Here is a 22,260-nt window from a genome sequence, read left to right as displayed (position 1 = left end):
ATTGATTTATTTATAAATAGAGATAATGAATCAATTGTCACTTATTTATCGTACTTATTATACTGGAAAATAATAAAATTCTCAATCTCGTTTTGTTTTTTTGCGAAAAATGTCGGTAAAATTTTGGTAAATGTGACACATGTCATTTCCTTTCCCTACCTTTCTCTGCTATGGTGATAGGGAAAAGAAGAAATATTTCTCAAAAAGAAGAGGGAAAAAGATTTTAGGAAATTAAATTTTGAGAAATGAAAAAAATCAAGCCAATGAAAAGGAGAATAATCATGAAACTGAAGCGGGTAATGGCAGGAATTCTTTGTGCAGGAATGGCAACGGTCGCACTGGCCGGATGTGGTTCAAAGAAGAGTGAGGAGAAAACTCTGAATGTACAGTTTGTTCCGACGAACAACGATGGAAGTATGGAGGCAAAGGCAAAACCTTTTGCAGATTACCTGACAGAAAAACTGGGCTGCAAGGTAAATGTGACACTGGCAACGGATTATTCGACGATCGTGGAGGCAATGTCTTCCGGTAAAGTGGATCTCGGAATTATGCCTCCAGCAGCTTATGTGCAGGCGCGTGATATGGGAGCTGCAAAGGCAATTCTGACTTCTCAGCTTGGAGAGTATGATCAGGAGACTGGTCTTCCGGTTGAGGGTAAGATGACCGGAACCTTTAAGGGAGAGGTTCTCGTGAAGGCAGACAGCGACATCCAGACGCTTGAGGATCTGAAGGGAAAGAAGATTGCAACTCTGAGCCCGAACTCCGCAAGTGGTTACATTTATCCGGTTGCAGAGATGAAGGAGGCTGGAATTGATCCGGCAACGGATTGCACGCTGACAACTGTAAATGATATTCCGAGTGAGATGACCGCAGTTCTCAATGGTCAGCAGGATGCCTGCTTCGTATTTGAGGGCGCTCGCGTTGTGTTCTCCTCCAAGTTTGAGGGATACGATCTGATGAACGATCTTCGCGTTCTGTATCTGACTGAGGGCGACATCCCGAACGATGCAATCGCAGTTCGCCCGGATATGGATGATGAGATGAAGGAGAAGATCAAAGAGACCTTCTTAAATATGCCGAATGACGAGCAGGGCGCGGAGGCAATGTCTCTGTGGGGTCACAAGGGCTACGAGGAAGCAACGGAAGAGGCTTACGATACCATTAAGGCATACACTGAGAAGGCGGCTGAGTAATCATGATTAAATTTGAGCATGTATCAAAAGTATATCCGAATGGAACGAGAGGACTCGATGATGTCGATCTGACGATTACGGATGGAGAGTTTGTCTCTGTAATCGGACTTTCGGGTGCAGGAAAGAGTACCTTCCTGCGCTCGATCAATCGCCTGAATGAGATCAGCGAGGGAAACATCGTTGTGGATGGCGTGTCGATCACAAAGGCGGGAAAGAAACAGCTTCGCGAGATTCGCCGTCACATCGGTCTGATCTCCCAGAGCTTCAATCTGGTAAAGAGAAGCACGGTGCAGAAAAACGTTCTGTCCGGACGTCTGGGATATTATTCCACCTGGAAGAGTATCTTCGGACTCTTCACAAAGGAAGATTATGAGAGAACAAAACAGGCACTTGAGAGTGTGGGACTTCTCGACAAACTGCATTCGAGAAGCGATGAGCTCTCCGGTGGTCAGCAACAGAGAGTTTCGATCGCGCGGACGCTTGTTCAGCAGGCAGACATCATCCTTGCGGATGAGCCGGTTGCCTCCCTTGATCCGATCACTTCCCAGAAAATTCTTCAGGATTTGAGAAAGATCAATCAGGAGATGGGAAAGACCGTGATCGTCAACATCCATTCCGTTGAGATGGCAAAGGCATTTTCTGATCGAATTCTGGCATTCAAGAGCGGAAAGGTTGTTTTTGACGGGACACCCAAGCAGTTGGATGAGACAGAGTTAGCGCGCATTTATGGAAAGAACCCTGCGATGAATCAAGATCAGGATGCATCGAAGGATGACGGAGAGGAAAGCAGATGAAACTAAAGGACACGGTACATTTTGAGTGGTATAAGCACTTGCTGATTGTGTTTCTGCTTGCAGTCTGTATCTTTGGCAGTGCGGTAGTGACGGATGCAGATTTCTCAGAAGTGTTTTCAAACCTTGATCAGGTGGGAATCTTTCTTGGCCGTTTGATGCATCCGGATTTTTCCTATCTGCCAAAGCTCCTTGATCCGATGGCAAAAACCCTGAAAATGTCAGTTGTTGGAACGGTTCTCGGTGTCATTGTCGCAGTTCCGGTGGCGTTTCTTGGAACAACCGTTGTGACAAGAAATCTTGTAGTCACGACGGTGATGCGTTTTATCATGGATATTGTCCGTACAATCCCAAACCTTCTGCTGGCAGCTCTTCTCGTCGCTGTGATCGGAATCGGTGAGGCGACGGGTGTCCTGACGATTGCGATCTTTACGTTTGGCATGGTGTCTCAGCTGATTTATGAGACGATCGAGACGATTGATTACGGTCCGATTGAAGCGGCAGAATCAGTCGGTGCAAATAAGGTTCAGATTGCATTCTGGTCGATTGCGCCTCAGGTGCTCAGCCAGATTGTCAGCTATACGCTTTATGCGTTCGAGGTCAATGTCCGCGCGTCCACGGTTCTCGGATATGTGGGTGCAGGCGGAATCGGAGTGATTTTAAACTCCTCTCTGGCTCTGCTTCAGTATGAGAGAGTTTCGCTTGTGATTTTGATGATTCTTGTGGTTGTTGCAATTGTGGATGGATTGAGTGAAGCGATCAGGAGGAGACTGGTATGATGAGACAGGCAGGAAGTTTTCGCCGTTTGGCGATCGGACTTGTGGTAGCAGCAGTGATCGTATACTGCATCGCGGGCATTGATTTTTCCGGGCTTGCCGGTTTTTCTCCGGAGATGGGAATGGAAGTCATTCGTGGACTCATGAAACCGCGCTGGAGTTTCGTGTATGACGGAAGCGGGGAAGATCTTTTAAGCCTTCTTGTGCTGACACTCGGCATCGCCTTTCTTGGAACGGCGATTGCGACGGTGCTTGCACTTCCGATCACACTCCTTAGCGCATCGAATTTGTGGAAATCCTATCCGTGGGTAGCCAAGATCGGAAAATTCATCTGCAATGTGCTCCGTGCGTTTCCAGAGCTTGTCTATGCGATCATTTTTGTAAAGGTCGTAGGTCCGGGACCGTTTGCCGGTGTTATGGCGATCGGTGTTCACCAGATCGGAATGCTTGGAAAACTCTACACCGAGGAACTTGAGGCGATGGGAGAGGACTCTGCGGAGGCAATGCGTGCAGTCGGAGCCGGTTTCTGGCAGACATTGTTTTTTGCGAGAGTTCCTCAGTTGATGCCGATTTACAGCTCCCTCTCATTGAATCACTTTGAGATTGCAGTCAGAAGTGCATCCACGCTCGGACTTGTCGGAGCAGGTGGAATCGGAGCACCGCTGATCTTTGCTATTCAGTCGCGAAACTGGGACAAGGTGAGCATCATTCTTCTCGGCGTTGTCGTGATGGTATTTGTGATGGATTTGCTTACCGGAATGATCCGAAAGAAACTGAGATAAAAAACGAAGATAAAGAAAAGATAATAAGATGAAAGAATGAAAGAAAAGATAAGAAGCTGAGATCGTGAATGATTGAAATTATGAATAGTTGAAATTGTAAATAGTTGAAATTGTAAATAATTGAGATTATGAAAGTGAGTCAGTAAATAAAATCGTGAGGAAACTAGAATGAATTTGTTACATATTTCCGATATTCATTATCGAAGTTTCTATTCGGATGGACCGAGTGAATATGAAAACATGCTGTCACAGATGGATGCTCCAATGTACTTTTTGCAGGAGAGCTTAAAGCAGGCTCTCAGTGAGCAGGAGATTGATGTAGTGCTGATTACCGGAGATCTGACGGAAGATGGGAGCGTTGATGATTATCGGATTTTGAAGCATCAGATTCAAAATCTAGTCGGGGATCGACCGGTCATAATCACGCCGGGAAACCATGACAACAAAAAGAATCTGCGAATAGGATGGATGGGAATCGCGGAAGCGGAGGCAGAGTGTGCAGGAGATGATCCGTGTTACTTTATCGAAGTATTTGATGAGGCAGTGATTGTTTCCTTTGACAGCAGTGTTCAGGGGTGTTCGGATGGCTGTGTGGATCCGGATCGCCTTTTATGGTTGGAGCAGGAGCTTCTTGCGATGAAAGAGAAGGGCAAGCCAGTGATTTTGATGACACACCACCAGCTGATCGATCAGCTCCCGGGAGTTCCACCGATCCCTGAGAGTGAGAAAATCAAAGAGATTCTTCGAGAGACGAGACCGACGGCTGTGCTTTGCGGTCACACGCATCATCACTATGTAGGGCGCGTGGCGGAAATTCCGTATTACATTGCAGACAGCATGTCCTTCCGCGGAGAGAGTCTGGAAATTGGCGGAGTCTCTTTTGAGGAAGGATATGGATACAGCGTCTATCATCTGGGCAAAAATGGGATTGACCAGTGCAAAACTCAGTTGAATCTGACCGGAAGATGCCTTGGAGAGATTGTCTTTAAGAAATCTTGAATTTGATTAGATTTTGAGAAAAAAATTATGAATCAGAAAGAGTGTTTGGGACGCCGGTAAAATGGTGTTCCAAATACTCTTTATTTAATTCATCCGTCTTAAATTGACAATTGACAGATGAAAATTTGCGTTCTATAATGAACACAATCGATAATTCCTATATAATTGGTATGGATTACAGACATAAATGATAACAGATTTTGGAATGATTGATGATTTTGACCAAAGAATTTAGAGCGATGGGAAGGAGATTTTTCATTCGATGTTTACAGAAAAAACCAAGATTCTGGTCGCCATTGATGCTCTTCCAGATGCTGTATGGAAACCATTTGAATGTCAAAAAACTTTTTCTTTTGTGCGGGATGGCATTCATGCCGGAAAACTGCTCGATCAGCAGACTTTTGATGTCGTGTTTCTTGATCTCTTCCTAAACGGATTGGACGCACTTCACCTGCTTAGAAAAATCCGTTCCGAACACCCCGGTGTGCGAGTTGTGTTGACAAGCGAAGCTCCGAACTTTCAGTTTGCCCGTCAGGGACTCCTGTATGGTGCCTGCGATTATCTGCTTCGTCCTTTTACCGTGGATATGCTTTCCAAAACATTTTCTCGAATGGAATTCTCTGGACAAGCTGAAAAGTCCCCGGAACAGGAAGCGCTTTTGCGTGTCAGACGCACCATTGGGACAAGTCGTTTTCCTGAAACAGTGTCCAAAGAACTCCATCAGCTCTGTAATCTAAGTGAAAATGCGATCGAGACAGATCAACGACTTCGGCGCTTCTTTGAAAGTGTCATTAATCTCACATTTCAGGATTTTCCGTGGCTTGCATCTTTTCTCGATCAGAAGGATTTCAATCAGATTCATGGACTTTTCACGAGTGATAAGCATCTTGTGCGCACATTTTGTGAACAGGGATTCAATCGTCTCTACGATCAGCTCTGGCGTCTCTATCCGGAGACCGATGATGAGCTGGTGAAAAAGATCATGATCTATCTGCTTGAGCATGTCGACACGCCTCTGTCTCAGAAAGAGGTGGCTCAGGAATTTTTCATGAGTGCATCGGCTCTCAGCGAGCGTTTTTCCTGTGCTCTCCACCTCTCCTACCGGGAATACAGCCAAAGAATTCGCATGAGTCGTGCATCCTGGTTCCTGCGAAACACCAATCTCAAGCTCTATGAAATTTGCGACCAGATGGGATTTAAGGATGTCAACTATTTTTCCAGACAATTCCGCCAGCAAAATGGCATGACAGTCTCCGAATATCGCATGGATGATGGAAACTGGGAGTTCCAGATCTGAATTTTCTCAATTTCCACTCCAACTCCCTCAGAAACAAGATACTCATTTCGTATCGGTATTTCACAAACGCTCAAAGATAATCTCAAATTTTGCAATTTTTTTAGAAAAAGCAAAAATTTTGTTGACAGCCCTATAAATGTGTGATACTATGTACGAGTGCTCAGTTGAGACACAAAACTTCATCTAGCATAGGGGAATAGTTCAATGGTAGAGCAGCGGTCTCCAAAACCGTAGATGGGGGTTCGAGCCCCTCTTCCCCTGCTCAGTTGAGACACAAAACTTCATCTAAATATAGGGGAATAGTTCAATGGTAGAGCAGCGGTCTCCAAAACCGTAGATGGGGGTTCGAGCCCCTCTTCCCCTGCTAGTGTAAAGCTCAGAAGTCAGTTCTTGATTTCTGAGCTTTTTTGTATGAGTGGGAAATTGCGTCCTATCATACAAAAAAGTTAGGAAAGGAGGCGAGAAGATGATTTCAATGATTCCATTTGGTTTGCTGGCAGGATTTGCAGAGTTTATAAAAGAACCGGAAGAATGTAAGAAAGGTCTAGCAGAATATTCAGAAGAATGTTCAGAGAAATATCCAGAGGAATGTAGAGGGGGATTTTGTGAGAAAGAGATTCGGATTACCGGAATTGAGGAGGAGAAATTCTGTTTTCGCCTTGCAGAGTGGAAGGGTGATTTTCAAAATTCGCTGAAATCCTTTCGGATCTGTTTCTATGAAATGGAAAAAAGAGCTTATCGAGAGATTCGGATCACTGAGTTTGAGATTTGTGAGGTTTTGAAAAAAGGATTTTGGACAGAAATTTTGGTTGAGGTTTGCGCATGCTTTGATCGATCAGTTCAGTCGGAATTTGCGCGTGCAGTTCAAAAATTGATCCGTCAGTACGATCGTTACATTCGCTTGAAACTAGAGTGCTGTGACGCAGAAGTCTCAGAAGCACTGCTTGGCTATCCGGCTGATCTCGACGAGATTCATGTGAACAGTCTGAAGGCACAGAAAAAGCGGTGGTTTGAATCGATTTCGGGGAATGGGTTGACGGAGAAAACAAAAAAGGATGCCAGGGAACGAGAGAATTTAAAAATAGAAGATCAATTTCCAGAAATCGCATTAGAATTAGACCAGCCATATCTCTATGAGAAGTATCTGAGTTGTTCGATCGAAGACTTTTCTAATTGGTACTGGAAGAAAAACGGGCTTCAAGAGCATCGCCTTGCGTTGTGTCGCCCCGCCCGCCTTTATATAGGAAACGCATTCTGCCCACTTCTCTTTCCGGATACAGAAAAACTTTTGCGTCTGCTTGAGAAGGCAAGAGCAGAAAAACTCGGTATAACGATTGTGACATCTTATCTGAGGGAGGAGGCACGGGAATTTTTCGAGTCTTTGTTAAAAGAGATTAAACGATGGTGCGAGGAACGCGACACAGAGACAGAAATGGAAAAAGTAGAAGTAGTTGTCAATGACTGGGCGGTGGCAGATTTGATTTTGGCGCAGATTCCAAATCTTATCATTCCAAGTCTTGGAGTCCTTTTAAATAAGCGCCGGAAAGATCCACGCAGCAGATATTTAAGCGCAAAAGGTTATGATGGTTATGATCGGGAAAATGCTGGGGAGAACAACCTCTATGCCGACTTTTACCGGGAATTTTTGAAAAATGAATTTAAGATCGAGCGCTATGAGTGGGAGTCAATTGCGGGACTTCCAGATCACCGTTTTCCGGGAGAGAAAAACAGTCTGCATCTCCCGTTTTACCAGACGAATACTTCTCAGTACTGTACCTTGTATGCGGGATGTGTCTATGGAGCGCGCGGGCACCAGACGTTAGTCAGGGAGTGTCCGAAATATTGCAATCGCTTTGTGTATCTGTATCCGGAGCATTTGAAGATGGTTGGCAGGGGAAATTCTTTGTTTGGGTTTGATGCGCAGATTCTTGAGGCTTTGCAGGTATGTGAGAAGGAGAGTAAGTGGAACAAAGCAAATTACTGGAGAGATCTTGGGATCGATCGTCTTGTGATCAATCTGATGGAAATCGGGGACGAAAAGATCCGATCAATCAGATAGATCAAAGAAATCAAAAAAATCAGAGAAAGATGAAAATCACAGCGGGACTCGGCTCGATCGACGAGTATGTCCGCTTTGTCACAGCAGGGGCAGATGAGTGTTTCTGTGGATATGTTCCGTACTCGTGGACGGCGAAATATGGGGCGAGAGCGCCACTAAATCGTCGGGAGGTGCTCTGCTGCAACGTGCAGATCGGATCGTACAGTGAGCTTGAAATTCTGGCAGGAATGGTGTGCCGTTACCAGAAGCCTGTTCATCTGACGTTCAATTCGTTATATTATTTGCCAGAACAATACCCGGAGATTGCAAAGATCATCACTTCCTGTATGGAACTTGGATTTCGCAGTTTCATTCTTGCCGATCCCGCCTTGATTGTGTATCTGAGAGCGCAGGGGATTGACTGCGAGATTCATCTGAGTGGGGAGAACGGAGAGGTCAATACCGGAAGTATCCGTGCGCTGAGTCGCCTTGGGCTTACGAGAGTGATTTTTCATCGAAAGAATACGTTTACGGATATGCGCGCTGTAACTGGAATGAAGTTTGGGGTATTTTCTCCGACGGAATTTGAGGCATTTGTGCTGAATGAGAATTGTCAGTTTACGGGGGCATTTTGCAATTCGTTTCACGGGGATGAGATCGGGCATCTCTGCCGGGTACCATATTGGCTTGCACCGGTGGAAGATCAGACGGAGACCGGATCGGCATCGCTTCAATCGAGACAGGGAAGAGAAGAATGGGAGCGGATGAAACAGAGCGGACGCATCAATGAGGATGGAGAACTGATGGGAGGAATAACTGGGGGAAGCATCGCAGAAAAAAGTTATGATGAGGACGGCTATCTCTGCGGGGAGAGTGGATGTGGTCTCTGTGCGCTGTGGAGACTTCAGGAAGCCGGAATCACACATTTAAAGCTCGTGGGGCGCGGAAATTATGTGGATTTTATGGAGCGGGATATTCAGAATCTGTGTCGGGCAAGGGAGATTCTTGGAAACTCCACGTCGGAAATCGAATTTCAGGAGCGCGTGAAGCAGGAACTTTTTTTATCAGGTTGTGGTGGAAACTGTTACTATCGCATCTGATCGGATCCCGCAGACGGTTCCAAACTGAAAATTTCGTATGAGATTTATGGTGATGTTTGAGGACACAAAAATTTTAAAATTTTTTTCTTTACATTGGAACGGTTCTAGGGTTTATAATAAAAAGACGAGAAAGAAAAATTTATGATTATCGGTAGTCGGTATAACATCCGATATAATTGTGAATTTTTAGAAAAATGCAGAAACTGGAGGACGGAACAATGAAATTATATCGCAAAGCAGCAGCTGCAATGCTTGCAGGAGTTCTTGGCAGTGTTGTGATCGGAAGTGGAATGAGTGCCTATGCAGCAGGAGTGACCAAGTCTGGAGACAAGCTCTATTATTATATGCCGGATGGAACGGTTGCAACCGGACTGATCCATGATACAGCATCGGACAAGTACTACTATGGAATGTCGGATGGTACGCTTGCGATTGGCTGGCTTCGCATTGGTCAGGATTACTTCTATATGGCAGAGGATGGCGCTCTCTGGACTGGATGGCGCACGATTGATGGTGCGCGCTATTACTTTTACCCGGATTCTGGTAAGTGTGCAATCAACATTGCAATGCCGGTTGACGGATACTGGTATCTGTTTGGAACCGATGGAAAGATACAGACCGGTTTCCAGAATGTCAATGGAAGCACCTACTATTTTGACCCGTCAAACGGAGTGATGGTTGCCGGCACTTCCCGCACAATCGATGGCGTTGTATATAACTTCCAGGCAGACGGAACCTGCACGACTCAGGTTGCAACTGCAAACTCCTATAACTTTAACAATGGATCAAATTCCCAGAACGGAAGCGGAACGAGCAACACTCCGAACAGCGGTGAGAGCAATCCGGAGGCAGACGGCGGAAAGACAGGTGTGATCACCGCGGGTTCTTCTAAATAGAGATCGTAGATCATCCTGGTAGATTGTCACAGATTTGATTTTTTCTGATTATTATGCTAAAATAAGAACGGGTTTATACACAATTATTTTAGAGAGGGGTCATAATCTTATGGAAAACCAGCTGATGAATTACATTGTTGAGAAGACACACGAGTTGATCGATGCATCGAGTTGCTGTGCAGAGGCAAAGCAGGCAGGACAGGCTTGGTTGGATGCTCTTGGAACCGAAAAGGAAGCTGAGATGACGAAGAATTACATCGCTGAGCTTGAGGAAGACATCATTCCAATCGATGGTTTGATTGCATTTGCAGAGTCCCCGGCAGGAGCAGGTGTGTTTGGTGACAAGGCAGGAGCAGTTGCAGAGCATGCAAAAGAGATCAAGGCAAAGGGTGCAAAGTACTGTGATTGCCCGGCATGTAGCGCAGTAGAGGCGATTCTTGCAAAGAAAGACGAGATGCTCAAGTAGAGCTTAACTTCACTCAAGAGTAATTAGATAAGTAGAGCCTACTTAATAAAAAATAAAAGATAGGAAAATGAGAAGCATATCTGGGAAGCTCCCGGATAGAGCTTCTCGTTTTTGTATTCCATGTAAGAGTAAGACGGAGAGGGGAATGACAAAAGATGGATACATTTGGAATTGTGGTGGAGCAGATCGGCTTGTTTGTCGTTTATATTCTTGCGGGAGTAGCTCTTGTCAAGACGAAGGTCTTCTGTGCAGAGACGCTTGAAGTGCTTGCAAAATATGTGTTGAAGCTCGGACTTCCGGTTTTGATTTTTATTAATACAGTCAATGGTGTGCAGAGGGAGACGCTGTTTTCGAGCGCAGAAGTCATCGCTCTGACGGCAGTGCTCTATGCGTTTTTCTTTCTTGAGAGCCTTTTCTTGGCAAAAGTCTTTCGACTGAAGGGAAATACGGCTCTGGTTTACCGGGCGATCTCGATGTTTGGAAATATCGGATTTATGGGAATTCCGATTATCTCAAGCATCTATCCGCAGAGTGGTATGCTCTATATTTCGCTTGTGACGATCGTGGATCAGTCTGTGTTGTGGACCCTCGGTGTAAAGCTCACAACGCCGGAGGGAGCAGAGGGCGGATTTAAGTTAAAAAAGATGATCAATCCGGCGACGACAGCGATCGCATTGGCTCTCGTCTTTATTATCGCCCGGATTCCGGTGCCGGGAGTCATCAACACCGGGTTGCAGAAGATCGGAGGAACGGCGACCCCGCTTGCAATGATCTATCTCGGCGGGGTCTTTGCGTGCATGGATATCCGTCGCTATGCGTTTCGACCGGAGCTTTACGGAATTGTGCTTGTCAAAATGCTTGTGGCTCCGATTCTCGTCTATCTGGTGCTTGGTTTTGTCCCGATTTCTGCGGATCTGCGTATGACGATTGCACTGTTGACGGCACTTCCGGCAATGGCATCTGCAGTCATGATGGCGAAAGCATCTGGATCAGAGGGAGATTATGCGATGGGCGGAATCTTTGTGACAACAATCGGCTCGATCGTGACACTTCCGATTGTGTGCTGGCTTCTTCAGCATTTCTTTACAGTATAAAAAGCACGGACTCCTCTGCGTGGAAGCACTTCTGTGTAAAGCTCATATTGGTTGAGCCACTCGGAGAACGCCTGACTGTCTTTTTTCTTTGTGCCGGGTTAAATAGAGTGTCTGGTACAGATGCGTCATATTCAGCGAAAAATTGAGGAAGGCGATACTGCGCTTGACACTGCTGACACTCCGCTTTAATTTCTGGGCGCACAGATCGAGAGGAACGCTGTGGCGCTCCTGAAGGAAGGATGCGGTCTTGAGATCTGAGGAATGAATACTCATGGAAAAGGTCTCCTTTGCTTGTCGATAAAGGGTTGCTTGTGAGCTGAATTTTATGATTGTATTGTTGGGATCGTTAGGAGGAGTCTTATGATCCGCTGATCCAGGAGATCACAAAGCTGATTCCCGTCATAATCAGAAAGAACCAGACACCAGGAGCTTTTAAAATTACATTGACAATAGGCTCATCAAGTGCAATCCATCCAGGAAACCACTTTAATTTTCTTATTGAAATGCAGAAAATTACAATCGCAATGATCATGCAGGCGAGGGCGACTGCACCGAAAAAGATCGAAATCAGCAGGGAGAGAAATCCACTCACCGCAGAGTTGTCTGCGAGAAAGATCGGAACAACTCCGCCCACAAAATTGATGATCATATGAAGGGCGATATTGTAGCGAATCCGTCCGGTACTGCTGTACAGATAGGCAAAGACCATTCCGAGCATTGTGGCATAGAAAAACTGAAAGCAGTTTCCATGGAAGAGTCCAAAGCTGAGTCCAGAGAGAATCACAGCGGTCTTCTGACCAAACGGGGCGAGGCGATCGACGAGGTATTTGCGAAACATCAGCTCTTCCATGACCGGAGCGATTAATACGGTGGAGAGGAAGACGACACTGAGATGCATTCCTGTGATCAGATCATCTAAGGGATTTTCCTGTACTGTTCCACTCAGACTTCCGGCGATCGCCATCAGGTACTGCCCGATCAGGTTGCCGATATAGGTCATGCCGAGGCAGAAGATGAGGAGTACGGCAAAATCGCTTGCCGGGATCGTCTTTTTGTCGGTCTTCGTCCATGATGGAATCCGGTTCATTTTCCACACAAAGAAAGGAAAAGCAATTCCGTACATGAGAAACAGGGAGAGAAGCATGGAGACATCTGTCCCAAACAGAAATGAGGGATCAAGGATTCCTGTGGTTGCAAGGGCAAAGGAGAGCACTCGGATCAAAAATGTGAGAATCAGAGAAGCCACACGGTTCACAATCAGAAAGAGGACATAAGCCCATGCAATCTGAGAGAGTTGTTTTTTTGCATTGAGATTCATCGTATAATGGATTCACCCTTTCTTTTTTCTTTTGTTTCAATGTTTGTTTGAATATGGCATTTTTATCTGCATTTCTATTTTTTTGTGTGTTGTATCTCATTATTGTTTCATAACTGGAAAGGATTGTCAAGTGCGTAGTTGTTGTCATTTATATGATGACCCGGGGCAAAATCAGAGGTTCTTGGCTAAATTTTTGTCAAAGATCCGGGGCAATTTTGAAAAAAAGGAAGAAAAAAACAGAAGTGAAAATAAGGATAGAAAACTAAAACAAAAGACATAAATGGCAAAAATGACGATAAAAAAATAAAATTACCACATATATAATGCAGAAATCACTAAAAAATATAATAGAAAAAAAGAAATTGTTCTTGACAAAATACAGATGGGAGAGTATAGTGACAAGTGGCTTTTATGATGTATACTGGAATTTGTGAAACAGAAGTTATTGCCAGCTAAGATGAACACGAATGATTAAGAGAAAAGTGAACAGGTGATATCAACCGTTTACCGGTTTGACACGAGACGTATACTCAGGGAGGAGTAGCCTTTAGGGGACGTCTCGTTTTTTTTAGAACATATACAGAAGAAAGAGATTTCAGAGTCTATATGCTCTAAAAAAGAGAAGATCTGAACAGCATTTTCATGAAAAGCTGTCAGGAACACGCGCAGTTCCAACAGCTTTTTGTCTATCAGCGTGGACGATGTATTCTCGGATTCCGAGGGAACATAACTTCGATTGGGAGAACGAAGGGACACAAAAGATTCAGCAGACCTGAAAAGCAAAGATTACAAAGAGAGGAAGTAAAGCAAATGAAAAAGACATTGGCAGGAATCGCTCTTGGCTGTGTACTTGCAGTTTCTCTGACTGCATGTGGCGGATCTAAGAGCACCGAGACAACTGCCGCAGATGCTTCTGCTGAGACAAGTGCAACAGCAGAGAGTTCTGCTGCAGAAACCACAACGGATGGTTCTGGAAAGATTGTAAGAGTTGCAGCTGTAGATCCGCAGGTAGCGCTGGACCCACAGCAGTACACTTACAGCATCGTTATGAAGATCACAGACAACATCACGGAGTCCCTGCTGACCACAACGGAGAACGGTCTGGAGCCGACCCTGTTAGCTTCCATGCCGACAATCTCTGATGATCAGATGACTTACAGCTTCGAGCTTCTTCCGGATGTGAAATTCCACAACGGCGAGACTCTGAAGGCTTCTGACGTAAAGTATTCTTACGAGCGTCTGGTCAAGATGGCAAAGATGGCAACCTTGCTGGAGAACGTGGTAGGTTATGATGAGCTGAGCGCTGGTACCGCAGATGAGCTGTCCGGCATCGAGGTTCAGGATGATACCCACTTCACGATTCAGCTGAAAAAGCCGTATGCTCCGTTCCTTTCTGTTCTGTCTACCGCTTACTGCGCAATCTATCCGCAGGATGCTTGCGAGGAGGCAGGAGATAACTGGGGTATGAGCGTTCTGTACGGTACTGGCCCGTTCAAGATGGACAGCTATCAGACCGGCGTTGGCGTAACTCTTTCCCGTTTTGAGGATTATCATGATGACGGCGTAAAGCTGGATGGTCTTGATTACAAGTTCATCGAGGATGTAAACACTCAGGTTCTTGAGTACCAGAAGGGTAATGTAGACTACGTTGACGTAGATCCGTCCATCTACCCGGTATACTCCAGCAACCCGGATCTGAAGGATCAGATGCATGGCTTCCAGCCGACCGGATGCTACAGCCTGACTGTAAACTCCAAGACCTTCCCGGATGCAAAGGTAAGAGAGGCAATCGCTCTTTCCATCGACCGTAAGTCCATCTGCGACAGCATTCTGCATGGCACCGCTACGGTTCCGACCTCCTACATCCCGGCTGGAATCATCGGACATGATGATAGCCTTCCGGAGTTCGAGTACAATCCGGAGCAGGCAAAACAGCTCCTTGCTGAGGCAGGATATCCGGATGGTATTGATCTGCGTGTAACTGTAAACACCAAGTATCAGGGTAACGTTGCAATCGCAACTGCATTCCAGCAGCAGGCAAAGGCAGCAGGCATCAACGTAGAGGTTGAGCAGGTTGACTCCGCAGCATGGTCTGATATGAAGAAGAGCGGTGGTGTTGATTGCGGTATCTCCAACTGGTATGTTGATTACGCAGATCCGGAGAGCATGCTGTATCCGATGACCAAGACCGATACCAACTCCAGCTTCTGGCACAACGCTGAGTTTGACCAGTTACTTGAGGATGGTATTGCAACCACCGATGATGCAGAGCGTCAGGAGATTTACGTAAAGGCAGAGCACATCATGACCAGAGAAGATTGGGCAACCACTCCTCTGTACAATGAGACCAAGTTCTATCTGCTGAACCCGAAGATCAGCGGATTCCAGATGGATTCCACCTTCCGTATGTTCTGGAAGAACGCAGATATTCAGTAGTCATTTGCGCAAACTTATACAAATGTTCTGAGAAGAGGGAGGCTGTGCGCGTTTTACAGCCTTCCTTTCTCACTATTATAGGAGAAAATCAATGCTTTCATACACGGCAAAACGCCTGGTACAGACAATCTTTGTTCTGGTGGGCATCAGTCTGATTACATTCGTCCTGCTTCAGGTAGTTCCGGGTGATCCGGTTGCTCTGATGCTGGAGAAGCGTGCAGATCCGGAGACGATCGCAAAAGTTCGTCATGAGTTGGGGTTGGATCTGCCTTATTATGTTCAGTATCTCAATTTTATCAAGGGTGCGGTTCATCTTGATTTTGGAACTTCTTATTTTACTAAAGAGGTTGTAACGGACGCGCTTATGCGTTGCTTTAAGGTAACGGTAAAGCTGGCTTGCATGTCCTTTGTATTTGCTGCAATTATCGGAATTCCGTGCGGTATCTTCGCTGCTGTAAAGCGCGGAAAGGGAATTGATACCGTTGTTATGGTCCTTGCGATTATCGGTGTATCTGCACCGGCATTCTGGGTGGCAATCATTCTTCAGATTATTTTCGGATTAAAGTTGAATATTCTGCCGATTTCCGGATTTGATTCCGTGGCGGCTTATATCCTGCCGAGTGTCGCTCTTGGCGCTCGTTATGCAGGAAATATGGCACGAATCACTCGTACCAGTATGTTGGAGGTTCTCGGACAGGATTACATCCGTACCGCAAAGGCAAAGGGTGTAAAGCGTTGGGCGGTTATCTTAAAACACGCACTCAAGAACGCGATGATTCCGATTGTAACGCTTGTCGGAACCGACTTCGGTTACATGCTGACAGGTTCCATGCTGATTGAGAAGGTATTTTCCATCCCAGGTATCGGTAAACTTGCGGTTGATGCAATGTCAAACCGAGATCTGCCGCTTCTTGAGGGAACGGTTATGTATATCGCCTTCGTCTTCGTTGTGGTAAACCTGCTTGTGGATGTTTCTTACGCATTTCTGGATCCGCGGATCCGTTACGGGAAAGGAGCGGCCTAAGAGATGGCAAAGAAAGTATTTGGATTTTTTAACAAACAGAAACAGTTCGAACAGGATGTCATGGAAAATGGCATGCAGTATTCGAGCTTTTACGGCGACAGCCTTCGTCGCTTAAAGAAGAACAAGATGGCAATGTTCTGTGCAGGTCTTCTGATTCTTCTTGTGCTGATGGCGATTTTCGCACCGTTAATCGCTCCATATGATCCGACATTCCAGGATTACAGTGCGGTTCTGTCTGCACCGAGTATGGCGCATCCATTTGGAACCGACGAGTTTGGTCGTGACATTCTCTCGAGAATCATTTACGGTTCCCGCGTTTCGATCAGCATTGGTATCGTCGCTCAGGTCATCGCTTCGATCGTGGGTGTCACCCTCGGTTCTTTAGCCGGTTACTACGGCGGTTGGATTGACAACACGATCTCCCGTATCATGGAGATCTTCCAGGCATTCCCGGATCTGATCTTTGCAATGGCAATCATGACCTTCCTCGGAAAAGGCGTGCTCAACCTCTTCATCGCACTCGGTCTTCTGACCTGGGTTCGTACCGCCCGTATGATCCGTGGTTCGGTTATGCAGTTGAAGGAGAAGGAGTACATCGAGGCGAGCCGTGCCTGCGGTGCTTCTACTTACTGGATCATCATGAAGGGACTCGTTCCGAACTGCCTGTCCACGATCATCGTTCTCGTAACGCTCGGTATCCCGAACGCAATCATGTACGAGGCATCCTTGAGCTTCCTTGGAATCGGTATTCAGCCTCCGACTCCGTCCTGGGGTAACATGATCAGCGCGGCACAGACATTCATCAGCTATCGTCCGGTATACAGCATTATGCCAGGTGTGGCAATCATGATCACGGTTATCGCATTCAATATCTTCGGTGATGGTCTGAGAGATGCGCTTGACCCGAAGTTAAAGAACTAAGGAGGTGTGTGAAATGGCAGAGAAAATTTTACAGGTAAAAAATCTGAAGACCTATTTCCACACGCAGGCCGGTCTGGTAAAGGCTGTCAACGATGTGTCCTTTGATGTGGAAAAGGGAAAAACCCTTGGAATCGTAGGAGAGTCCGGTTGCGGAAAGAGTATCACCTCCCTCTCAATCATGGGTCTGGTGGAGAAGCCAGGAAAGATCGAGGGAGGAGAGATTCTCTTTGCGGGCGAAGATCTCTTAAAGAAGACGGAAGATCAGATGCGTCAGATCCGCGGTAAGCAGATCGCAATGATTTTCCAGGAGCCGATGACCTCTCTGAACCCGGTTTATACGATCGGAGAGCAGATCACGGAGGCTCTGCTTCTTCATGAACATATGACGAAGCGTCAGGCGAGAGAGCGCGGAATCGAGATGCTTAAACTCGTTAAGATCCCGCTTCCGGAGCGTCGTTTCGATGAGTATCCGCATCAGCTCTCCGGCGGTATGCGTCAGCGTGTTATGATCGCAATGGCGCTTTGCTGTAATCCGGAAATGCTGATCTGTGATGAGCCGACGACTGCACTTGATGTGACAATTCAGGCACAGATCCTCGATCTGATCAATGAGTTGAAAAATGAGACGGGTACTTCCGTCATGATGATCACTCATGACCTCGGTGTTATCGCTGAGGTTGCCGATGATGTCATGGTTATGTATGCAGGTAAGGTTGTTGAGCATGCGACCTGCGACCAGATCTTTGAGAAGCCGATGCATCCGTATACCGACGGTCTGATGAAGTGTATTCCGAAGCTCGATGACGATGATACGAAGGAACTGAGCGTGATCAAGGGTATGGTGCCGAGCTTTGATGATATGCCAAAGGGCTGTGCATTCTGCCCGAGATGTCCGCAGGCGCGCGAGATCTGTAAGCAGAAGATGCCGGAGCTTGTGGAGGCAGAAGGACGCAAGGTTCGTTGCTTTAAGTATACAAAAGAATGGGAGGAGAACGTCTGATGAGCGAAGCAAATGACAAGACCCCTCTGTTAGAGGTCAAAAATCTGCGAAAATTGTTCCCGGCGAGATCGTCCTTTTTCGCAAAAGAAAAATCCTGGATCAAGGCAGTTGATGATGTGTCCTTTACCTTAAATCCGAGAGAGACGCTTGGAGTCGTAGGTGAGTCCGGATGCGGAAAGTCAACGATGGGTCGTTCGGTTCTGCGTCTGATTGAGCCGACTTCCGGTCAGATTCTTTACAAGGGCAGGGACTTCGGAAAGGCATCCGGTCAGGAGCTGAGAAAGATGCGTGCGGACATGCAGATCATTTTCCAGGACCCGTATGCATCCCTGAACCCGAGAATGACGGTCGGTGAGGTGATCGCCGAGCCGTTAAACATCCAGAAGCGCTACAAAACCGCTGAGGAGACTCGTGCTCAGGTACTCAAGACCATGGAAGTCGTAGGCCTGAACCCGAAGTACTACAACCGTTACCCGCACGAGTTCTCCGGTGGTCAGCGTCAGAGAATTGGTATCGCGCGTGCAATCGTGCTCGGTCCGTCTCTCGTTGTCTGCGATGAGCCAGTATCTGCACTTGATGTTTCGATTCAGTCTCAGGTGCTGAACCTGCTGAGAGAGTTGCAGAACTCGATGGGAATGGCGTATATCTTCATTTCCCATAATCTGAGTGTTATCAAGCACATTTCTGATCGTGTCATGGTTATGTACCTCGGTCATGTGGTGGAGATGGCGGACAAGAAGGAGCTCTTTGCAAATCCGTCTCATCCGTACACGCAGGCACTTTTGTCTGCAATCCCGATGCCGGAGCGTCATTCCAAGAGAAAGAAGATCATTCTTCAGGGAGACCTTCCGAGCCCGGCAAATCCGCCGTCAGGCTGTATTTTCCACACCCGTTGCTTTATGGCAAAGGATATCTGTTCCACGCAGAAGCCGGAGCTTCGAGACATCGGAAACGGTCATATGTGTGCCTGCCATTTCTGCGATGGTTGCAAATAAAATCGAGAAGCGCAGTGATTCTGGATTCTGATTGGAAAAATTTATTGCACTTCATGTACTTAAAACAGCGTAATGCTTAAATATCTGTAATCAAAGTGTGTTTGGTATCGGCTCTTTTGGGGCAGGGTGCCAAACACGCTTTGGTTAAAAAAATAAAAATCAGAATTTGATTTAAAAAAATAAAAAATGAAACATGTGAAAGGAAGCGTAGTGTCATGAAAATCACGGATATCAAGATTTACAAGATGCAGGTGCCGCTTGTGCGCCCGTTCCGCATTTCCCTCGGACTGATCACTCATGCGGTCAGCTGTCTGGTTGAGGTGGAAACAGATGAAGGAATCACCGGATATGGAGAAGGCTCCCCGGGACCGTTTATCACCGGTGAGAACCTTGAGGGCACGATTGCAACGATCGAGCGTATCAAGGAGAAGCTGATCGGTGTTGACCCGAGAGATATGGAGAAGGTATATGCTGTGATGAACCGTGCAGTCGCTTACTGTGGAACGGCAAAGGCAGCGATTGATATTGCCTGTCACGACATCATCGGAAAGAGCGCAAACCTTCCGCTCTACAAGGTTCTCGGCGGTATGTCCGGAGAGATCGAGACCGATATGACGGTTGGCATCGACGATCCGCAGATGATGGCAGAGCGTGCGAGAGAGCATGTGAAGGCTGGATTTAACGTGATCAAGACGAAAGTTGGAACAGATTTTGCAACCGATCTTGCAAGAGTTCGTGCAATCCGTGAGGCTGTCGGCGATGATGTGAAGATTCGTCTCGATGCAAACCAGGGATGGAAGGCAAAAGAGGCGGTTGAGCTGATTGCCCGCTTAAATGAGTATGACATCGAGCTGGTAGAACAGCCGGTTCCGAGATTCGATTTTGAGGGACTCAAGTTTGTTACGGCTCACAGCAGTGTGCCGATCATGGCAGACGAGAGCTGTTGGGATTCCAAGGATGCACTGCGTCTTGTCTCTGAGCGCGCTGTGGACTACATCAACATCAAGCTGATGAAGTGTGGCGGTATCTACGAGGCAAAGAAGATTGTTGCAATCTCTGAGGCTTCTGGTGTGGAGTGTATGCTTGGATGTATGGCAGAGGAGAGTGGTATCGGTATCACCGCAGCAGCTTCCCTCGGCGCAGGAATGAAGAATATCACCCGCGCAGATCTGGATGCAACCTTCTCCTTAAAGGCACTGCCGTTTGAGGGTGGATTTGATGTCAAGGATACGAGACATCTGGTTCTGTCTTCCGAGGCTGGTCTTGGAATCCGTAGCCTGAAAAAGGAGATGTTCTCATGAACCGTATGACAGAAGAAGGAAAGAAGCAGTTAGAGGCGCTTGTCGCTCAGGTGATGGAGGATTGCAGTGCGCGTGGTGTTGCAGTCGGCATTGTGAATGCAAAGGGAGAGATCCAGTATGAGCAGTATTTCGGTTACCGCGATGAGGAGAACAAGCTCCCGATCAACCGTGATACGATCTTTGGTATGGCATCTGTGACGAAGTCTTTCACGGCGCTGTCGATCATGCAGATGCAGATGGATGGAATTCTCTCTGTGGATGATCCGGTGTCCAAGTACATTCCGGAGTTCACAAACAAGAATCAGGATCAGCCGGTAAAGCTGTGGCATCTGATGTGTCACAGTGGTGGATATTTCCCGCTTCCGCGTATCGTTGTGGACAAGACGGCTCAGGCGATGGGAATCGAGGATACGCTTGAGGAGGAGCTGATTTACCGCAAGGATTTTGCAGATGAGGGAATCCGCCTTGTCGCAGAGCGTCTTGACAATCAGACTCGTTTTACGGGTCGTCCGGGTCAGCGTATGAGTTACTGCAACGATGGTTTCGGACTGCTGTCTGACATCGTGCGTCGTCATTCTGACTGTGATTCGTTTGCGGAGTATCTCGACAAGCATGTCTTAAAGCCGATCGGTATGGATAGAAGTAACACGAGCTTTATCCGCAATACATTAGATGAGAATGCGGCTGTGCTGTACTCTTTTGAAAATGGAGAGTGGAGAGCAGACCGTGATTACCAGAATGATGCGTTTGTGCTTCACGGTGGCGGAGCTATGAAGTCCACTCTGGGTGACATGATGAAATATGCGGTGATGTATCTGAATGAGGGAGCCGCAGAAAACGGAAATCGCATTGTGGATCGCTATTCTGTTCAGGAGATGGAAAAGCCGAGACAGTTCATGAAGCCGGGTGTCTATTACGGATATGGTCTTGAGACGAAGCAGGTTGGAGATCGTGCGGTCTATGAGCATGGTGGAAGTCTGCCAGGAGTTTCTTCCAATTTCTCATTCTGCCCGCAGGAGGAAGTCGGCATTGTGGTTCTTTGCAATACGATGGATGTGTCTGTGGCTGCGATTGCAGATGGAGCTCTTCGTGCGTACTGTGGTCTTGATGTTTCTGAGGAGCGCCAAGAGCACGGAAAGCGTGAGTGGAGCGAGGAAGAGCGCAAAGAACTTGCTGGAACGTATGTGTCTGGAGAAGGCGATGCGTTTGAACTCAAGGATGAGAACGGAAGCCTGACGATGCTTGTAAATGGAAAGGCAGTGGAGCTTCAGGCGGTTTATCCGTATCAGGGAATGGTTCGCAAGAAGTATTCTGATATTTATCTGACTGCAATTCGTGATGAGAAAGGTCATGTGTTTGCAGGACGTTACGGAAGCAGAATCTTCCCGAAAACCATTTAAAAAACAGCTAAGCATTTGAAGTTGAAACTGTAAGTGCTAGTAGTCTAGTAGTAATGTAGAAATCCAGCAGATAAAGTTGTTTAAAGTTGTTTTTGAGCGCTCCATCGACTGAGTAGATCCATGCGAACACGCTCTCGCTCCGGGTTTCAGCGTAGCGGTGCGTAAGGTCGCAAAATACGCGACCTAAACACCGACGCCTCAACACGGGTTCGCATTGGATACTCTCAGCTCTGGAGCGCATCTGGTTTTAAGGCTCCTCTATGAAAAACCTGCAAGCTGAGGTGACCGCGCAAATTCAGACTTTTTTCGATATTCAGAGTAAGTTTTTGTTTTTATAGTTGAATTGAGTTCTCACCTGTGCTATAATTCTAGTTATTCAGTTATTCAGTTATTCAGTTATTCAGTTATTCAGTTATTCAGTTATTCAGTTATT

The 22,260-nt window shown here is 46.6% G+C and carries 20 protein-coding genes and 2 tRNA genes; 20 read left to right on the top strand and 2 right to left on the bottom strand.

What is annotated here, in order from left to right; translation table 11 throughout:
* The first annotated feature begins 281 nt into the window (after positions 1-281).
* The 13 genes from AC4EVX_RS11390 to AC4EVX_RS11330 all read left to right on the top strand — a co-directional run bounded on the left by AC4EVX_RS11390 (position 282) and on the right by AC4EVX_RS11330 (position 11,432).
* Entirely contained in the window at positions 282-1,193 is a 912-nt protein-coding gene (locus AC4EVX_RS11390; protein ID WP_490160248.1) for a phosphate/phosphite/phosphonate ABC transporter substrate-binding protein, read from the top strand.
* A 2-nt stretch (positions 1,194-1,195) separates the two neighbouring features.
* Positions 1,196-1,987: a phosphonate ABC transporter ATP-binding protein gene (phnC, locus tag AC4EVX_RS11385; protein ID WP_490160247.1), complete on the top strand. Its 792-nt coding sequence runs from the start codon at positions 1,196-1,198 to the stop codon at positions 1,985-1,987.
* Positions 1,984-2,763 (top strand): phosphonate ABC transporter, permease protein PhnE, encoded by a 780-nt coding sequence (phnE, locus tag AC4EVX_RS11380; RefSeq protein WP_490160246.1) that lies wholly within the window; start codon positions 1,984-1,986, stop codon positions 2,761-2,763. Before phnC ends, phnE (AC4EVX_RS11380) begins: the two co-directional genes overlap by 4 nt.
* Positions 2,760-3,542: a phosphonate ABC transporter, permease protein PhnE gene (gene phnE / locus AC4EVX_RS11375; protein WP_490160245.1), complete on the top strand. Its 783-nt coding sequence runs from the start codon at positions 2,760-2,762 to the stop codon at positions 3,540-3,542. The genes phnE (AC4EVX_RS11380) and phnE (AC4EVX_RS11375) overlap by 4 nt, the downstream gene beginning before the upstream one ends.
* Before the next feature lie 168 nt (positions 3,543-3,710).
* Complete coding sequence (locus tag AC4EVX_RS11370) at positions 3,711-4,541, top strand: metallophosphoesterase family protein (RefSeq protein WP_490160244.1); 831 nt, start codon at positions 3,711-3,713, stop codon at positions 4,539-4,541.
* A gap of 262 nt (positions 4,542-4,803) precedes the next feature.
* Positions 4,804-5,838 carry a helix-turn-helix domain-containing protein gene (locus AC4EVX_RS11365; RefSeq protein WP_490160243.1) on the top strand — a complete coding sequence of 345 codons (1,035 nt, stop codon included), beginning with the start codon at positions 4,804-4,806 and terminating at the stop codon, positions 5,836-5,838.
* A gap of 190 nt (positions 5,839-6,028) precedes the next feature.
* A tRNA-Trp gene (locus AC4EVX_RS11360) sits at positions 6,029-6,099 on the top strand.
* 32 nt (positions 6,100-6,131) lie between these two features.
* Positions 6,132-6,202: transfer RNA gene (locus tag AC4EVX_RS11355), tRNA-Trp, on the top strand.
* 102 nt (positions 6,203-6,304) lie between these two features.
* A complete protein-coding gene (locus AC4EVX_RS11350) occupies positions 6,305-7,897 on the top strand; it encodes a hypothetical protein (RefSeq protein WP_490160242.1) in 1,593 nt (530 codons plus the stop codon).
* A gap of 29 nt (positions 7,898-7,926) precedes the next feature.
* The gene (locus tag AC4EVX_RS11345) at positions 7,927-8,976 is read left to right on the top strand and encodes a U32 family peptidase (RefSeq protein WP_490160241.1); all 1,050 of its coding nucleotides are present in this window, start codon (positions 7,927-7,929) and stop codon (positions 8,974-8,976) included.
* A gap of 218 nt (positions 8,977-9,194) precedes the next feature.
* Positions 9,195-9,872, top strand: a complete 678-nt coding sequence (locus AC4EVX_RS11340) for a hypothetical protein (RefSeq protein ID WP_308451811.1) — start codon at positions 9,195-9,197, stop codon at positions 9,870-9,872.
* A gap of 109 nt (positions 9,873-9,981) precedes the next feature.
* Positions 9,982-10,338, top strand: coding sequence for a molecular chaperone Hsp90 (locus tag AC4EVX_RS11335; protein WP_177977182.1), 357 nt, complete (start codon positions 9,982-9,984; stop codon positions 10,336-10,338).
* A 155-nt stretch (positions 10,339-10,493) separates the two neighbouring features.
* A complete protein-coding gene (locus tag AC4EVX_RS11330; RefSeq protein ID WP_177977183.1) occupies positions 10,494-11,432 on the top strand; it encodes an AEC family transporter in 939 nt (312 codons plus the stop codon).
* Positions 11,433-11,474: 42 nt separating this feature from the next.
* Here AC4EVX_RS11330 and AC4EVX_RS11325 read toward each other — a convergent pair whose 3' ends face one another.
* Positions 11,475-11,705, bottom strand: a complete 231-nt coding sequence (locus tag AC4EVX_RS11325) for a hypothetical protein (RefSeq protein WP_177977184.1) — start codon at positions 11,703-11,705, stop codon at positions 11,475-11,477.
* Between the two features lie 85 nt (positions 11,706-11,790).
* A complete protein-coding gene (locus AC4EVX_RS11320; protein ID WP_177977185.1) occupies positions 11,791-12,750 on the bottom strand; it encodes a CPBP family intramembrane glutamic endopeptidase in 960 nt (319 codons plus the stop codon).
* 810 nt (positions 12,751-13,560) lie between these two features.
* Between AC4EVX_RS11320 and AC4EVX_RS11315 the strand changes: the two genes are divergently transcribed.
* The 7 genes from AC4EVX_RS11315 (at position 13,561) to AC4EVX_RS11285 (ending at position 21,827) form a co-directional block, all read left to right on the top strand.
* Positions 13,561-15,186, top strand: coding sequence for an ABC transporter substrate-binding protein (locus AC4EVX_RS11315; protein ID WP_308451810.1), 1,626 nt, complete (start codon positions 13,561-13,563; stop codon positions 15,184-15,186).
* A gap of 91 nt (positions 15,187-15,277) precedes the next feature.
* On the top strand, positions 15,278-16,210 hold the full coding sequence (locus AC4EVX_RS11310) for an ABC transporter permease (RefSeq protein ID WP_308451809.1): 933 nt from the start codon (positions 15,278-15,280) through the stop codon (positions 16,208-16,210).
* A 3-nt stretch (positions 16,211-16,213) separates the two neighbouring features.
* Positions 16,214-17,131, top strand: coding sequence for an ABC transporter permease (locus AC4EVX_RS11305; RefSeq protein WP_308451808.1), 918 nt, complete (start codon positions 16,214-16,216; stop codon positions 17,129-17,131).
* Positions 17,132-17,144: 13 nt separating this feature from the next.
* Positions 17,145-18,131 carry an ABC transporter ATP-binding protein gene (locus tag AC4EVX_RS11300; RefSeq protein ID WP_308451807.1) on the top strand — a complete coding sequence of 329 codons (987 nt, stop codon included), beginning with the start codon at positions 17,145-17,147 and terminating at the stop codon, positions 18,129-18,131.
* Positions 18,131-19,126: an ABC transporter ATP-binding protein gene (locus tag AC4EVX_RS11295; RefSeq protein ID WP_177977012.1), complete on the top strand. Its 996-nt coding sequence runs from the start codon at positions 18,131-18,133 to the stop codon at positions 19,124-19,126. Before AC4EVX_RS11300 ends, AC4EVX_RS11295 begins: the two co-directional genes overlap by 1 nt.
* A 215-nt stretch (positions 19,127-19,341) precedes the next feature.
* A complete protein-coding gene (locus AC4EVX_RS11290) occupies positions 19,342-20,427 on the top strand; it encodes a mandelate racemase/muconate lactonizing enzyme family protein (protein ID WP_490160240.1) in 1,086 nt (361 codons plus the stop codon).
* On the top strand, positions 20,424-21,827 hold the full coding sequence (locus AC4EVX_RS11285) for a serine hydrolase domain-containing protein (RefSeq protein WP_490160239.1): 1,404 nt from the start codon (positions 20,424-20,426) through the stop codon (positions 21,825-21,827). Before AC4EVX_RS11290 ends, AC4EVX_RS11285 begins: the two co-directional genes overlap by 4 nt.
* Positions 21,828-22,260: the final 433 nt, after the last annotated feature.

It is taken from the genome of Brotaphodocola sp., from assembly GCF_983179755.1.
Note: the sequence above shows the minus strand (reverse complement) of the source record. Positions and strands in the feature narration are given on the sequence as shown.